The organism is Pseudomonas sp. CLCA07, assembly GCF_053615335.1.
In genome coordinates, this window is sequence record NZ_CM132131.1 from 1775161 (window position 1) to 1790091 (window position 14931).

Genomic DNA, 14931 nt, shown 5'->3' on the forward strand with positions numbered 1-14931 from the left:
AAGGGAATGGTGTACACCTGCTGGAGATTGGTCGGCTTTCAGGCCGCCTTCGCTGGCAAGCCAGCTCCTACAGGGGAATGGTGTACATCTGCTGGAAATTGGTCGGCTGTCAGGCCGCCTTCGCTGGCAAGCCAGCTCCTACAGGGGAATGGTGTACACCTGCTGGAGACTGGTCGGCTGTCAGGCCGCCTTCGCTGGCAAGCCAGCTCCTACAAGGGAATGGTGTACATCTGCTGGAAATTGGTCGGCTTTCAGGCCGCCTTCGCTGGCAAGCCAGCTCCTACAGGGGAATGGTGTATATCTGCTGGAAATTGGTCGGCTGTCAGGCCGCCTTCCAGGCAAGGCAGTTCCCACAATAGATCGGCGTACAGCCCTTGCTCCTCACCACTCATCAGGCCGAGCGTTAGCTCGCCTTCAGCTTTTGATCTTGATCCACCCGCCCCTTCGGGAGGCTGAGTGGAGGTGTGCATCCGGGGAGTGGCGCGCAGCGCCGTTCGACGCAGTCGAACACGCTGCATGTAGGTCGAAGCGAAGCCGACCGGAGGGCAGTGTCCCCGGATGGATACCGGAGCGAAGGAACACCGAGCCTTAGCGAGGGGCCGGACGCTCGGGGCGAGCCTTTTTTTGCTTACTTTTTTTTGGCGTTTGAAAAAAAAGTGAGGCGCCGTAAGGGCGAAACCCTAAGTGGCCGTTACCGCAGGAATGGATATGTACACCATTCAAAATCATGGTCGGCTGTCAGACCGCCTTCGCTGGCAAGCCAGCTCCTACAGTTTAAACGGCGTACATCAGTAAAAAACGGGGCAATTTCCGACGATGAAACCAGCCTTACCCCCCTTGCCGCGCCGCCATAGCCGACTACCATCAACCGAGAAGGAAAAATTATCCCAATCCCCTCAAGTTGAAGGACCCAACTACCGACACAGTACTAATAGGATAAATACCCCAGACAACAGTATATCGGCCAAGCCCACAGGCAAAACCCCCTGTAATGGATTGTCCCTTTGACTGCCATCACGGGATTGCCAATACTCATGGCAACTTGATGCTACCCGCACGGAACAAGGAATAACCCTTTGAAGCTGGAACTCAAGAACAGCTTGTCGGTGAAGTTGCTCCGGGTCGTCCTCCTGTCGGCATTGATCGTCGGCGTGGTCTTGAGCTGTGCGCAAATCGTTTTCGACGCCTATAAGACGCGCCAGGCCGTAGCCAACGATGCCGAACGTATCCTCGACATGTTCCGCGACCCCTCGACCCAGGCCGTCTACAGCCTTGACCGGGAAATGGGCATGCAAGTGATCGAAGGCCTGTTCCAGGACGACGCCGTGCGCCAGGCCTCCATCGGCCATCCCAACGAAGCCATGCTCGCGCAAAAAACCCGCGAATTGCAGCATTCAGACAGCCGCTGGCTGACCGACCTGATCCTTGGCAAGGAACGCACCTTCACCACCCAACTGGTCGGTCGCGGCCCTTACAGTGAATATTACGGCGACCTGAGCATCACCCTCGACACCGCCACCTACGGGCAAGGGTTCATCGTCAGCTCGGTCATCATCTTCATCTCCGGCGTATTACGCGCCATGGCCATGAGCCTGGTGCTGTACCTGGTGTATCACTGGCTGCTGACCAAACCGTTGTCGCGGATTATCCAGCACCTGACCGAAATCAATCCTGATCGCCCCAGCGAACACAAAATTCCGCAGCTCAAGGGTCACGAAAAGAACGAACTGGGGATCTGGATCAACACCGCCAACCAGTTGCTCGAATCCATCGAACGCAACACCCACCTGCGCCACGAAGCGGAAAACAGCCTGTTGCGCATGGCCCAGTACGACTTCCTTACCGGCTTGCCGAACCGCCAGCAATTGCAGCAACAACTGGACAAGATCCTGATCGATGCCGGCAAATTGCAACGGCGGGTCGCGGTATTGGTGGTCGGTCTGGACGACTTCAAAGGCATCAACGAACAATTCAGCTACCAGGCCGGCGACCAACTTCTGCTGGCCTTGGCCGATCGCTTGCGGGCTCACAGTGGCCGCCTCGGCGCCCTCGCCCGTCTGGGCGGTGACCAGTTCGCCCTGGTCCAGGCCGATATCGAACAACCTTACGAAGCGGCCGAACTGGCGCAAAGCATTCTCGATGATCTGGAAGCGGTGTTTGCCCTCGATCATCAGGAAATCCGACTACGTGCGACCATCGGCATCACCTTGTTCCCCGAGGACGGTGACAGCACCGAAAAGCTGCTGCAAAAAGCCGAGCAGACCATGACCTTGGCCAAAACCCGCTCGCGCAACCGTTATCAGTTCTACATCGCCAGCGTCGACACCGAGATGCGCCGTCGTCGCGAACTGGAGAAGGACCTGCGCGATGCGCTGGCCCGCGATCAGTTCTACCTCGTTTACCAACCCCAAATCAGCTACCGCGATCACCGGGTGGTGGGCGTCGAAGCGTTGATTCGCTGGCAGCATCCCGAACATGGCATGGTGCCTCCCGATCTGTTCATTCCGCTGGCCGAGCAGAACGGCACCATCATTGCCATCGGCGAATGGGTGCTGGATCAGGCCTGCAAGCAATTGCGCGACTGGCACGATCAGGGCTTCCCCGACCTGCGCATGGCGGTGAACCTGTCCACCGTACAGCTGCACCATGCCGAGCTGCCGCGAGTGGTGAATAATCTGCTGCAAATGTACCGCTTGCCACCGCGCAGCCTGGAACTGGAAGTGACCGAAACCGGCCTGATGGAAGACATCAGCACGGCCGCCCAGCACCTGCTGAGCCTGCGTCGCTCCGGCGCGTTGATCGCCATCGATGACTTCGGCACCGGCTATTCGTCACTGAGCTATCTGAAAAGCCTGCCGCTGGACAAGATCAAGATCGACAAGAGCTTCGTACAAGACCTGCTCGATGACGACGACGACGCAACCATCGTTCGAGCGATCATCCAACTGGGCAAGAGCCTGGGCATGCAAGTGATTGCCGAAGGCGTGGAGACCGCCGAGCAAGAGGCCTACATCATCTCCGAAGGCTGCCACGAAGGTCAGGGCTACCTCTATAGCAAACCGTTGCCAGCACGGGAATTGAGCGCCTACCTGAAACAGGCCCAGCGCAGTAACGCGGCTATTTTGTAGGTCTCCGAACATCGCAGCCTCGTTTCACTCGACAGCTGCTACAGGACCGCGTGTGTCTGTAGCAGCTGTCGAGTGAAACGAGGCTGCGATCTTTTGATCCACGACACAACGTCCGCGTGAATAAGAAATATTTCCACCTGCACTCTTTACACATAATGCGAAAGATTTGCATTATGTCGCAGTTTTGCGCGCGTGAAGCGCCAGTCCACCCCTCTTGAAGCAGGATGTTCGCCATGATTCGTATGCCTCTGGCTACCGCCAGTCTGTTGGCCATCGCTATTTCCCTCGCCGGTTGCGGCGAAGGAAAAGACAAGACCGCCGCCGCGCCTGCTCCGGCCGCCAGCACTGCCGCTGCTGCACCAGCACCTGCTGTCGCCCCTGCCGCTGTCAGTAAAGTCGATGAAGCCGCCGCCAAAGCCGTTGTCGCGAATTACGCCGACATCGTCTTCGCCGTTTACAGCGATGCCGAATCCACCGCGAAGACCCTGCAAACCGCCGTTGACGCCTTCCTCGCCAAGCCGAATGCCGACACCCTGAAAGCCGCCAAGGCCGCCTGGATTGCTGCCCGCGTTCCTTACCTGCAGAGCGAAGTGTTCCGCTTCGGCAACACCATCATCGACGATTGGGAAGGTCAGGTTAACGCTTGGCCACTGGACGAAGGCCTGATCGACTACGTCGACAAATCCTACGAACACGCACTGGGTAACCCGGGCGCCACCGCCAACATCATCGCCAACACCCAGGTTCAGGTCGGCGAAGACAAGATCGACGTGAAAGACATCACCCCGGCAAAACTCGCCAGCCTGAACGAGCTGGGCGGTTCAGAAGCCAACGTCGCCACCGGCTACCACGCCATCGAATTCCTGCTGTGGGGCCAGGACCTGAACGGCACCGGCCCTGGCGCCGGCAACCGTCCAGCCTCCGACTACCTGGAAGGCAAAGGCGCAACCGGCGGTCACAACGATCGTCGCCGCGCTTACCTGAAGGCCGTGACCCAACTGCTGGTCAACGACCTGGAAGAAATGGTCGGTAACTGGAAGCCAAACGTGGCCGACAACTACCGCGCCACCCTGGAAGCCGAACCGGTTGATTCGGGCCTGCGCAAAATGCTGTTCGGCATGGGCAGCCTGTCCCTGGGCGAACTGGCGGGCGAGCGCATGAAGGTTTCCCTGGAAGCCAACTCCCCGGAAGACGAACACGACTGCTTCAGCGACAACACCCATAACTCGCAGTTCTACGATGCCAAAGGCATTCGTAACGTTTACCTGGGCGAGTACACCCGCGTCGACGGCACCAAAATGACCGGCGCCAGCCTGTCGTCCCTGGTGGCCAAGGCCGACTCGGCTGCCGACACCGCGCTCAAAGCCGACCTGGCTGCAACCGAAGCCAAGATGCAGGTCATCGTCGATCACGCCAACAAGGGTGAGCACTACGACCAGCTGATCGCTGCCGGCAACACCGCTGGCAACCAGATCGTCCGTGACGCGATCGCTTCCCTGGTCAAGCAGACCGGTTCGATCGAAGCCGCCGCTGGCAAACTGGGCATCAGCGACCTGAACCCGGACAACGCTGATCACGAATTCTGATCAACGCTGGCTGAACAAGAAGGCGACCTGCGGGTCGCCTTTTTCATACCTGCCAAACCACAACCCCCCTGTGTGCGAGCCTGTGTGGCGAGGGGGCTTGCCCCCGTTGGGTCGCGAAGCGGCCCCAAATCTATACGACTGCTTCGCAGCCGAACGGGGGCAAGCCCCCTCGCCACACAGGCTCCCACAAGGATCACCGGTTCCAGATAAACCTGCCCCACATCAAGTAAACGATAATTCCTCTTATTCAAACTCCCCTGCCCTGTTAGACTTTGCGCCCTTGTTTTGCTTGTCTTGCAGGATGTCTGATGCCCCCGCTGCCTCTTCGCTTGTCCGCACTGTTGCTGGCCCTGTGCCTGAGTGCCTGCGATGACTCCCCGCGTTTTACCAAGGCCGAACCCGGTGAAGCCCGGTCCGGTGGCAGCGCGACCGTGCGCAAGACTGATCAGAACTCGTTTTCCCTGCCGTCCGCCAACCTGCCGCCGTCACGGCGCGTGGACTTCAGCGTCGGCAACAGTTTCTTCCGCAACCCCTGGGTAATCGCCCCGTCGACCACCACCGCCCGCGACGGCCTCGGCCCGCTGTTCAACACCAACGCCTGTCAGGGCTGCCACATCAAGGACGGTCGCGGCCACCCGCCAACACCTGACGCAGCGAATGCCGTGTCGATGCTGGTGCGCCTGTCGATCCCCGATGCACCGGCCTATGCCAACGTCATCGAGCAGCTCGGCGTGGTGCCTGAGCCTGTCTACGGTGGCCAATTCCAGGACATGGCCGTACCCGGCGTAACCCCGGAAGGCAAAGTGCGCGTCGATTACACGCCCGTTCCAGTGCGATTCAAGGACGGTACTGAAGTCGAGCTGCGCAAGCCGAGCCTGAACATCACCCAACTGGGCTACGGCCCGATGCACCCCGATACCCGTTTTTCGGCGCGCGTCGCCCCGCCAATGATTGGCCTGGGTTTACTCGAAGCCATACCTGACGAGGCGATCCTGGCCAATGCCGAGGCGCAGGCGAAGGACAAAAAGGGCATCGCCGGACGCCCGAACCGGGTCTGGGATGACATGCAGCAGAAGACCGTCCTCGGACGATTTGGCTGGAAAGCCGGGCAACCGAACCTCAATCAACAGAATGTACATGCGTTTTCCGGCGACATGGGCCTGACCACCAGCCTGAAGCCCGTCGACGATTGCACAGACGCGCAAACTGCCTGCAAACAGGCGCCGAATGGCACCGGCCCCGACGGTGAACCAGAAGTCAGCGACAACATCCTGCGTCTGGTGTTGTTCTACAGCCGTAACCTCGCCGTACCGGCCCGCCGCGATGTCAGTGCGCCGCAAGTGCTGGCCGGCAAGACTCTGTTTTTCCAGGCGGGATGTCAGTCCTGCCACACGCCGAAATACACCACCGCCGCCAACGCCGCCGAACCTGAACTGGCCAATCAAGTGATTCGCCCGTACAGCGATCTGCTGCTGCATGACATGGGCGACGGTCTGGCCGACAACCGCACTGAATTCCAGGCCAGTGGCCGCGACTGGCGCACCCCGCCGTTGTGGGGCATCGGCTTGACGCAAGCGGTCAGTGGCCACACCCAGTTTTTGCATGATGGCCGCGCGCGCAATCTGCTCGAAGCCGTGCTCTGGCATGGCGGCGAGGCTCAGGCTGCGCAGCAACAGGTTTTGTCTTTCAATGCCGAGCAGCGCGCTGCGTTGCTGGCGTTTTTGAACTCACTTTAAACACTTATAAAGAATCGGGAGCCCGACATGTTCCGTCCCAAATTGTTGTTCACCAGCCTTGCAGCACTCGCACTGGGCGCCTGCTCACCGCAGGACCCGCAAGCCGTGACGTCGGCCGCCATCGCCAAATCGGTGATCTTGCCGACCTACACCCGCTGGGTTGAAGCCGACCGTCAATTGGCCGTCAGCGCCCTCGCCTACTGCGAAGGCAAGGAAAACCTCGGCACCGCCCGCGCCGACTTCCTGCACGCGCAGAAAGCCTGGGCCGAGTTGCAACCGCTGCTGATCGGGCCGCTGGCCGAGGGCAACCGTTCGTGGCAGGTGCAGTTCTGGCCGGACAAGAAAAACCTGGTCGGCCGTCAGGTCGAGCAACTGGTGACGGCGCAGCCGCAGATCGATGCCACCGCCCTGGCCAAGTCCAGCGTTGTGGTTCAGGGCCTCTCGGCCTATGAATACATCCTGTTCGACAGCAAGCCGGACGTGGCCAACGACGCACAAAAAGCCAAATATTGCCCACTGCTGAAGGCGATTGGCGAGCGTCAGAAACAACTGGCCGAAGAGATTCTGCAGAGCTGGAACAACACCGACGGCATGCTCGCGCAAATGAGCAAGTTCCCGAACCAGCGCTACGCCGACTCCCACGAAGCCATCGCCGATCTGCTGCGCGTGCAGGTCACTGCCCTCGACAGTCTGAAGAAAAAACTCGGCACGCCGATGGGCCGTCAGACAAAGGGTGTACCGCAACCGTTCCAGGCCGATGCATGGCGCAGCCAGTCGTCCCTGACCGGCCTGGAAGCCAGCCTCGCCGCCGCCAAAACCGTGTGGGAAGGCGTCGACAACAAAGGCCTGCGCGGTCTGTTGCCGAACGAGCAGAAACCGTTAGCCGACAAGATCGATACCGCTTATGCCGCGTCGCTGAAACTGTTCGCCAGCAATCAGCGTTCGCTCACCGAAATGCTCAACGACGATGCCGGTCGCCAGCAACTGAACGATCTCTACGACAGCCTCAACGCTGTTCACCGCTTGCACGAAGGCGAACTGGCCAAGGCGCTGGGCATTCAACTGGGCTTCAACGCCAACGACGGTGACTGATGAGGACGAGTGCCATGCTGCGACGTCAGGCTCTGACTTTAGGTAGCTTGCTGCTAGGAGCAGTGACACTGGGCGGCTGGACGCTGTTCAAGCAAAAGGACAAAAGCCCGTTGCTGCTGTCGGCGCGGGACGATACCGATGGCAAGCATTACGCCGTCGGCTATCGGCTGGACGGCACCCGGGTGTTCGCCACCCAGGTCGGCCAGCGCTGCCACGACATCATCAATCACCCGACGCTGTCGATTGCGTTGTTTGTCGCCCGCCGTCCGGGTACCGAGAGTTACTTGATCGACCTGCGTGATGGCACGTTACTGCAAACCGTGACCTCGCAGCCGAACCGGCATTTTTACGGTCACGCAGTGATTCATAAAAGCGGCGACTGGCTGTACGCCACCGAGAATGACACGTCCGATCCGGGTCGCGGCCTGCTGGGTGTGTATAAGTTCGAGGGTGAGCGACTGGTACACAGCGGCGAGATTTCCACCCATGGCCTCGGCCCGCATCAGGTGTCGTGGATGCCCGATGGTGAAACCCTGGTCGTGGCCAACGGCGGCATTCGCACCGAGGCCGAAAGCCGGGTCGACATGAACCTCAACGCCATGAAGCCAAGCCTGGTGCTGATGCAGCGCGACGGCACCTTGTTGAGCAAGGAAACCCTCGCCCAGCAGATGAACAGCGTGCGGCATCTGGGAATCGCCAGCGACGGCACCATCGTTGCCGGTCAGCAATTCATGGGGCCGTCCCACGAGTCATCAGAACTGCTGGCAATCAAGCGTCCCGGCCAGCCGTTCGTGGCCTTTCCGGTGCCCGAGCATCAGTTGCAGGCGATGAGGCATTACACCGCCAGTGTTGCGGTGCACAGCGATCTGCGCCTGGTGGCGTTGACCGCCCCCCGGGGTAACCGCTTTTTCATCTGGGACCTGGACAGCGGCGAAGTACGCCTGGATGCACCACTTCCCGATTGCGCCGGGGTAGGCGCCGTGGCCGATGGTTTTGTCGTGACCTCGGGCCAGGGCCGCTGCCGCTACTACGATTGCCGCCAGACCAACCTTGTTGCAACCCCCCTTGAGCTGCCGGCGGGGCTTTGGGACAACCACCTGCATCTCATCTAAACACACGCTACCTTTGTAGGAGCCGAGCTTGCTCCGGGCGGCGTTCCGACGATAGCGGTGTGTTAGCCAATGGATATACCGACTGATACACCGCTATCGCGAGCAAGCTCGGCTCCTACAGGTTTTGTGCGGTCTGTGAAATGTGTCAGTTGGAATCACCCGTGCACTCGGGGTAATGTGCCTCTCTGTCTCACCTGATTTATCCAAGGAACTGGACATATGCTGCGTCGCCGCATGCTGATCATGTTGGGTGTTGTTCTGCTGATCGTGCTGGTCCTGGCCGGTTATAAAGCCTTCTCCATCTACACGATGATTCAAGGCCACTCTGCGCCAAGACCACCGATCAGTGTCGCGGTGGCCACAGCTACCGAACGTCCGTGGCAAACCCGCCTGCCTACCGTCGGCACGCTCAAGGCATTGCAAGGAGTGGACCTGAGCCTGGAGACCGACGGCACTGTTACGGATGTGCAGTTCCAGTCAGGGCAGACGGTCAAGGCCGGACAGCCTGTGGTCAAACTCGACAGCGCCGTGGAAAGCGCCTTGCTGGAAACTGCTCTGGCTGACCTCGGACTGGCCCAGCTGGATTACACCCGTGGCAGCCAACTGGTGGGCAGCCAAGCCATTTCCAAAGGCGAGTTCGACCGACTCTCGGCCGTACTGAAAAGATCCAAGGCTTCGGTCAATCAGCTCAGGGCTGCGCTTGGCAAGAAAAGCATCCTGGCGCCGTTCAGCGGGACCATCGGCATTCGCCAGGTCGACGTCGGCGACTATGTGGCCAGCGGCACCATGATCGCCACCCTGCAAGACATCAGTAGCCTGTATGTCGACTTTTTCGTACCCGAACAGTCGGTGCCGAAAATCGCGATTGGTCAGCCGGTTGAAATCATTGCCGCGGCCTATCCGTCCCAAACCTTCCCCGGCACCATCAGCGCGATCAACCCGAAACTCGAGAGCAGCACGCGCAACATGCAGGTCCGCGCTACCCTGGCCAACCCCGACGGCAAACTGTTGCCCGGCATGTTCGCCAGCCTGCAAGTGATGTTGCCCAACCCGCAGCCGCGCGTCGTCGTGCCGGAAAGCACGATTACCTACACCCTCTACGGCAATTCGCTTTACGTGGTCGCGCAGAAAAAAGCCGAAGACGGTAGCGTCGAAAAGAACGACAAGGGCGAGCCGATCCTGGTCGCCGAACGGCGTTTCATTGAAACCGGTGAGCGTCGTGAGGGCATGGTGATCATTACCAAAGGTGTGCAGGACGGCGAAAAAGTGGTCACAGCCGGCCAGATCAAACTGGACAACGGTGCGCGCATCACTATCAGCGACGACAAGACCCTAGCCGAGAAGAACAGTCAGCCGCGCGCGGACTGATCAAGGAATCCCCCATGGCTTTTACCGACCCGTTCATCCGCCGCCCGGTGCTCGCTACCGTGGTCAGCCTGTTGATTGTGCTGTTGGGCTTTCAGGCCTGGGGCAAACTGCCGCTGCGCCAGTACCCGGTCATGGAAAACGCCCTGATCACGGTGACGACCGCGTACCCCGGGGCCAACGCCGAAACCATTCAGGGTTACATCACCCAACCAATGCAACAGAGTCTGGCCAGCGCCGAGGGTATCGACTACATGACCTCGGTCAGTCGCCAGAACTTTTCGGTGATCTCGATCTACGCGCGTATTGGCGCCAACACTGACCGTTTGTTCACCGAACTGCTGGCCAAAGCCAACGAGGTGAAGAACCAACTGCCCCAAGACGCCGAAGACCCGGTACTGAGCAAGGAATCGGCAGACGCTTCGGCGCTGATGTACATCAGTTACTTCAGCAAGGAGTTGAGCAACCCGCAGATCACCGATTATCTGTCACGGGTCATTCAGCCGAAACTGGCGACCTTGCCGGGCATGGCCGAAGCCGAGATTCTCGGCAATCAGGTGTTTGCCATGCGCCTGTGGCTGGACCCGGTGAAGCTCGCCGGCTTCGGCTTGAGCGCCAGCGACGTGACCAACGCGGTGCGCCAGTACAACTTCCTTTCCGCCGCAGGCGAGGTGAAAGGCGAATACGTGGTGACCAGCATCAACGCCAACACCGAGCTCAAATCCGCCGAGGCCTTTGCGGCGATTCCACTGAAGATCGATGGCGACAGTCGGGTGCTGTTGCGTGATGTGGCGCGGGTTGAAATGGGCGCGGAAAACTACGACACCATCAGCTCCTTCGGCGGCACGCCCTCGGTGTACATCGGCATCAAGGCCACGCCCGGCGCCAACCCGCTGGACGTGATCAAGGAAGTGCGCAAGATCATGCCGGAGCTGGACGCCCAGTTGCCGCCCAACCTCAAAGGTGAAATTGCCTACGACGCCACGCTGTTCATCCAGGCCTCGATCGACGAAGTGGTGAAAACGCTGTTCGAGGCGGTGCTGATCGTGATTGTGGTGGTGTTCCTGTTCCTCGGCGCCTTTCGTTCGGTGGTGATCCCGGTGGTCACGATCCCGTTGTCGATGATCGGCGTGATGTTCTTCATGCAGATGATGGGGTACTCGATCAACCTGCTGACACTGCTGGCGATGGTGTTGGCTATCGGCCTGGTAGTGGACGACGCCATTGTGGTGGTGGAAAACATTCACCGGCACATCGAAGAAGGCAAGACGCCGGTTGATGCGGCCATCGAAGGCGCCCGGGAAATCGCCATGCCGGTGGTGTCCATGACCATCACCCTGGCGGCGGTCTACGCGCCGATAGGCTTCCTGACGGGTCTGACCGGGGCGTTATTCAAGGAGTTTGCCCTGACGCTGGCCGGGGCGGTGGTGATCTCCGGGATCATTGCTCTGACCTTGTCACCGATGATGTGTGCGTTGCTGCTGCGTCACGATGAAAACCCCAGCGGCCTGGCTCATCGCCTGGATCTGATTTTCGAGGGCCTGAAGCGCCGTTATCAACACATGCTTCACGGCACCCTCAACACCCGGCCGGTGGTGCTGGTGTTCGCGGTCATTGTGCTGTGCCTGATTCCGGTGCTGCTCAAGTTCACCAAGTCGGAACTGGCGCCGGATGAAGATCAGGGCATCATTTTCATGATAGCCAACGCCCCGCAACCGACCAACCTCGATTACCTGAACACCTACACCGACGAGTTCATCTCGATCTTCAAGGCGTTTCCCGAGTACTACTCTTCGTTCCAGATCAACGGTTTCGACGGCGTGCAATCGGGGATCGGCGGCTTCTTGCTCAAGCCGTGGAACCAGCGCGACCGCACTCAAATGCAGATACGCCCCGACGTCCAGGCGAAACTGGAAAGCATCCCGGGCTTGCAGATTTTCGGTTTCAACCTGCCCTCCCTGCCCGGCACCGGCCAAGGGCTGCCGTTTCAGTTCGTCATCAATACGGCCAAGGATTACGAGTTGCTGCTGCAAGTGATGGACCAGGTGAAAAAGCGCGCAATGGAGTCCGGCAAGTTCGCCTTCGTTCACGTCGACCTGGCCTTCGACAAGCCTGAAGTGGTGGTCGATATCGACCGCGCCAAAGCCGCGCAGATGGGCGTGTCCATGCAAGACCTGGGCGGAACGCTGGCGACATTGCTGGGTGAGGCGGAAATCAACCGGTTCACCATCGAGGGTCGCAGTTACAAAGTCATTGCGCAGGTTGAGCGCCCGTTCCGGGATAACCCGGACTGGCTCAACAATTATTACGTGAAGAACACCAAGGGTGAATTGCTAGCCCTGTCGACCCTGATCACCGTGACCGACCGTGCGCGGCCGCGGCAGTTGAACCAGTTCCAGCAACTCAACTCGGCCATCCTTGCCGGGGTGCCGCTGGTCAGCATGGGGGAAGCCATCGATGTCGTGCGGCAGATCGCCCGGGAAGAAGCCCCGGCGGGCTTCGCCGTCGACTATGCCGGCTCGTCGCGGCAATACGTTCAAGAAGGCAGTGCGCTGTGGGTGACCTTTGCCCTGGCACTGGCGATCATCTTCCTGGTACTGGCCGCGCAGTTTGAAAGCTTTCGCGACCCGCTGGTGATTCTGGTGACCGTACCACTGTCGATTTGCGGTGCGTTGATCCCGCTGTTCCTCGGCTGGTCGAGCATGAACATCTATACCCAGGTCGGGCTGGTGACGTTGATCGGACTGATCAGCAAACACGGGATTCTGATCGTCGAGTTTGCCAACGTGCTCCGCAAGGAAAAAGGCCTGACGGCTCGCGAAGCCGTGGAGGAAGCGGCGGCCATTCGGCTTCGTCCTGTACTGATGACCACGGCAGCGATGGTGTTCGGCATGGTGCCGTTGATCATTGCCACGGGCGCGGGTGCGGTGAGCCGGTTTGATATCGGTACGGTGATCGCTACGGGGATGTCGATCGGGACGTTGTTTACCCTGTTCGTGTTGCCGTGCATCTACACTTTGTTGGCCAAACCGGACGCTAAAGAACGCGCATAACCCCCTGTAGGAGCGAGCTTGCTCGCGAAAGCGGTGGGTCAGTTGACATCATTGCTGGCAGACACACCGCCTTCGCGAGCAAGCTCGCTCCTACAGGGGGTTATGCATCAGGCATAAAAAAAGGCCTCGCAATTGCGAGGCCTTTATTTTGGCTTCAATCTGGTCAACTTTGCGGCCTCATTCCCTGTACAAGCCCGAACATAAGCAACAACAAATCGTGGTCGGGTTGCGCAGCTGTGGAGGCTTTGATTGCGCGCGGTATTGGACAGTGAGCATCGCCGCTCACTGAACTGAGGACCTGCGTGCGAGGCTGCTCCCAGGCAGCCACCGCCAATGAAGCAACTGCCAAGGCTCCTATCAGAAACAAACCTCGTGCAATTTCGAGTTTCATCGCTATAAACCTTTGATAGCGCTGCCAAACGCCGTCTTGTAAAAGTAGACGAGTTTTTTCCAATCCGCAGGGCTGAACGACGAGTGGCGACGCAGTTGCTTCATGTCATGAACAGCCGCCTGAGTAGCTGTCATACGCTGTCGGCACTTCTCCAGATCGATCAAGGCAATTTCGACTTTCGCCGTCTCACCTTCACCCGTGACCCGCACAAATATATGCTTGGTGTAGAGGCAGCTGTGCTGCCAACGCCCCTTGTGCATGCGGGCAAGGTCCTCGGCCAGCTCCTTCAACACACGATCATTCACCGCTTCGCCATGACGCTCGAGACCACCACCGGCGTACCAGTGTTCGATTTCCTCGAAGCCATCCAGCGACTTGGTCACCAGCAATGCGCGCCATTTATGCACCGGGTCGCGCTGTGCGCCGCAGAAAACGATGTCAGGAACACCCACGTCGAGCATGCGCAGGCCGATGTAAGCATCTTGCTCACGCAACACGGTCGGTCGACCAAACGGGTGCAACCAGCTGCGATAGATATGGCCGGTCTGACGCTTGGCATAGAGCAGTTGTCCATCGCTGCCCATGACGCGCTGCACGCCACTTTCCCCGCCGCGGCGAACATTGGGTTCTTCTACCCATTCACCGTGCTTATTCCAGAAATAGTCGAAGCGGTCCTGGGGAGCGACTTCCTTTTCTGCTGCAGATTGCACTGCCATCCTGTTACCTCTTGCGTAATACGTAAATGCGCCACATAGCGTAGAGCGGTATAAAGTCCAGTTTTTCCTGGATACGGAAACCCACCTGCTCAAACTCCTTTTCCACCGTTGCGGCCGGTAACACAAAGCGGTTTTGGTAACCTTCCTGCCCACGTCGCGCTTCTGAACGCTTGCGTTTCCATGCCTTGAAATTACCGTCCACCCATAACGAAATGATCACGCTGTCACGGGAGACACGCTCGAATTCGCGCAGAATCGCCAGTCGATGCTCGGCTTCACCGATGTGATGCAGCAAACGCATGCAGAAAATGCTGTCGACGGCGTTATTAGGCAGGGCGATGTCGAAGGCAGAAGTGTGCAAGGGTTGTACCCGTTTGACCACGTCAGCGGGTTGCGCCTGCATGGCAATCTTCACCATCGACTCAGAGTTATCGGCACCGATGATCGCACGATTGGCTTTTTCCGCCAGCATTGGCCAGAAACGTCCGGCACCGCATGGCAAATCGAGCACCAGCCCAGGTTCGCCGGCCAGTTTTAGCGCCTTGCGCGCCAGCTGTACTTCACGCCAGTGGGACAACTTGCGACCGAGTCCATCCTGATGCTTGCGCAGGTAGCGTTGAGCGTGTTGATCGTCGTATTTTTCGGAAAAATCAAGTTTGATCGGACCGTCCATCAAGCTCACCTGAAATGCTGATGAAATCAACCTTATGTAGTTTGGTGTCGGTGTCAGGTCATGCATTTGTGAAAATTTC

General features: G+C 59.2%; 10 protein-coding genes. 7 read left to right on the plus strand and 3 right to left on the minus strand.

Going from position 1 to position 14931, the window contains the following annotated elements; all coding sequences use genetic code 11:
- The first annotated feature begins 1076 nt into the window (after positions 1 to 1076).
- The 7 genes from ACWGZX_RS08110 to ACWGZX_RS08140 all read left to right on the plus strand — a co-directional run bounded on the left by ACWGZX_RS08110 (position 1077) and on the right by ACWGZX_RS08140 (position 13072).
- Positions 1077 to 3128: a putative bifunctional diguanylate cyclase/phosphodiesterase gene (locus ACWGZX_RS08110; RefSeq protein ID WP_452627955.1), complete on the plus strand. Its 2052-nt coding sequence runs from the start codon at positions 1077 to 1079 to the stop codon at positions 3126 to 3128.
- Positions 3129 to 3361: 233 nt separating this feature from the next.
- Entirely contained in the window at positions 3362 to 4714 is a 1353-nt protein-coding gene (locus ACWGZX_RS08115; RefSeq protein ID WP_452627956.1) for an imelysin family protein, read from the plus strand.
- 308 nt (positions 4715 to 5022) lie between these two features.
- Positions 5023 to 6450 (plus strand): di-heme oxidoreductase family protein, encoded by a 1428-nt coding sequence (locus ACWGZX_RS08120; protein WP_452627957.1) that lies wholly within the window; start codon positions 5023 to 5025, stop codon positions 6448 to 6450.
- Between the two features lie 27 nt (positions 6451 to 6477).
- Positions 6478 to 7542 carry an imelysin family protein gene (locus tag ACWGZX_RS08125; protein WP_452627958.1) on the plus strand — a complete coding sequence of 355 codons (1065 nt, stop codon included), beginning with the start codon at positions 6478 to 6480 and terminating at the stop codon, positions 7540 to 7542.
- Between the two features lie 14 nt (positions 7543 to 7556).
- Complete coding sequence (locus tag ACWGZX_RS08130; RefSeq protein ID WP_452627959.1) at positions 7557 to 8654, plus strand: DUF1513 domain-containing protein; 1098 nt, start codon at positions 7557 to 7559, stop codon at positions 8652 to 8654.
- 219 nt (positions 8655 to 8873) lie between these two features.
- Complete coding sequence (locus tag ACWGZX_RS08135) at positions 8874 to 10022, plus strand: efflux RND transporter periplasmic adaptor subunit (RefSeq protein WP_223519804.1); 1149 nt, start codon at positions 8874 to 8876, stop codon at positions 10020 to 10022.
- 14 nt (positions 10023 to 10036) lie between these two features.
- On the plus strand, positions 10037 to 13072 hold the full coding sequence (locus ACWGZX_RS08140; RefSeq protein WP_452627960.1) for a multidrug efflux RND transporter permease subunit: 3036 nt from the start codon (positions 10037 to 10039) through the stop codon (positions 13070 to 13072).
- 163 nt (positions 13073 to 13235) lie between these two features.
- Here ACWGZX_RS08140 and ACWGZX_RS08145 read toward each other — a convergent pair whose 3' ends face one another.
- From ACWGZX_RS08145 to ACWGZX_RS08155, 3 genes are read right to left on the minus strand one after another with little or no spacing between them, the layout of a single operon-like run.
- Positions 13236 to 13463, minus strand: a complete 228-nt coding sequence (locus tag ACWGZX_RS08145; protein WP_223519802.1) for a hypothetical protein — start codon at positions 13461 to 13463, stop codon at positions 13236 to 13238.
- Positions 13464 to 13465: 2 nt separating this feature from the next.
- The gene (locus tag ACWGZX_RS08150) at positions 13466 to 14179 is read right to left on the minus strand and encodes a lipopolysaccharide kinase InaA family protein (protein ID WP_452627961.1); all 714 of its coding nucleotides are present in this window, start codon (positions 14177 to 14179) and stop codon (positions 13466 to 13468) included.
- A 4-nt stretch (positions 14180 to 14183) separates the two neighbouring features.
- Positions 14184 to 14852, minus strand: coding sequence for a class I SAM-dependent methyltransferase (locus ACWGZX_RS08155; RefSeq protein ID WP_452627962.1), 669 nt, complete (start codon positions 14850 to 14852; stop codon positions 14184 to 14186).
- Positions 14853 to 14931: the final 79 nt, after the last annotated feature.

Bases quoted from the DNA above. Each gene is read 5' to 3' on its own strand.
- ACWGZX_RS08115 (WP_452627956.1), top strand. From the start codon at position 3,362: ATGATTCGTATGCCTCTGGCTACCGCCAGTCTGTTGGCCATCGCTATT.
- ACWGZX_RS08120 (WP_452627957.1), top strand. From the start codon at position 5,023: ATGCCCCCGCTGCCTCTTCGCTTGTCCGCACTGTTGCTGGCCCTGTGC.
- ACWGZX_RS08125 (WP_452627958.1), top strand. From the start codon at position 6,478: ATGTTCCGTCCCAAATTGTTGTTCACCAGCCTTGCAGCACTCGCACTG.
- ACWGZX_RS08130 (WP_452627959.1), top strand. From the start codon at position 7,557: ATGCTGCGACGTCAGGCTCTGACTTTAGGTAGCTTGCTGCTAGGAGCA.
- ACWGZX_RS08135 (WP_223519804.1), top strand. From the start codon at position 8,874: ATGCTGCGTCGCCGCATGCTGATCATGTTGGGTGTTGTTCTGCTGATC.
- ACWGZX_RS08140 (WP_452627960.1), top strand. From the start codon at position 10,037: ATGGCTTTTACCGACCCGTTCATCCGCCGCCCGGTGCTCGCTACCGTG.
- ACWGZX_RS08145 (WP_223519802.1), bottom strand. From the start codon at position 13,463: ATGAAACTCGAAATTGCACGAGGTTTGTTTCTGATAGGAGCCTTGGCA.
- ACWGZX_RS08150 (WP_452627961.1), bottom strand. From the start codon at position 14,179: ATGGCAGTGCAATCTGCAGCAGAAAAGGAAGTCGCTCCCCAGGACCGC.
- ACWGZX_RS08155 (WP_452627962.1), bottom strand. From the start codon at position 14,852: ATGGACGGTCCGATCAAACTTGATTTTTCCGAAAAATACGACGATCAA.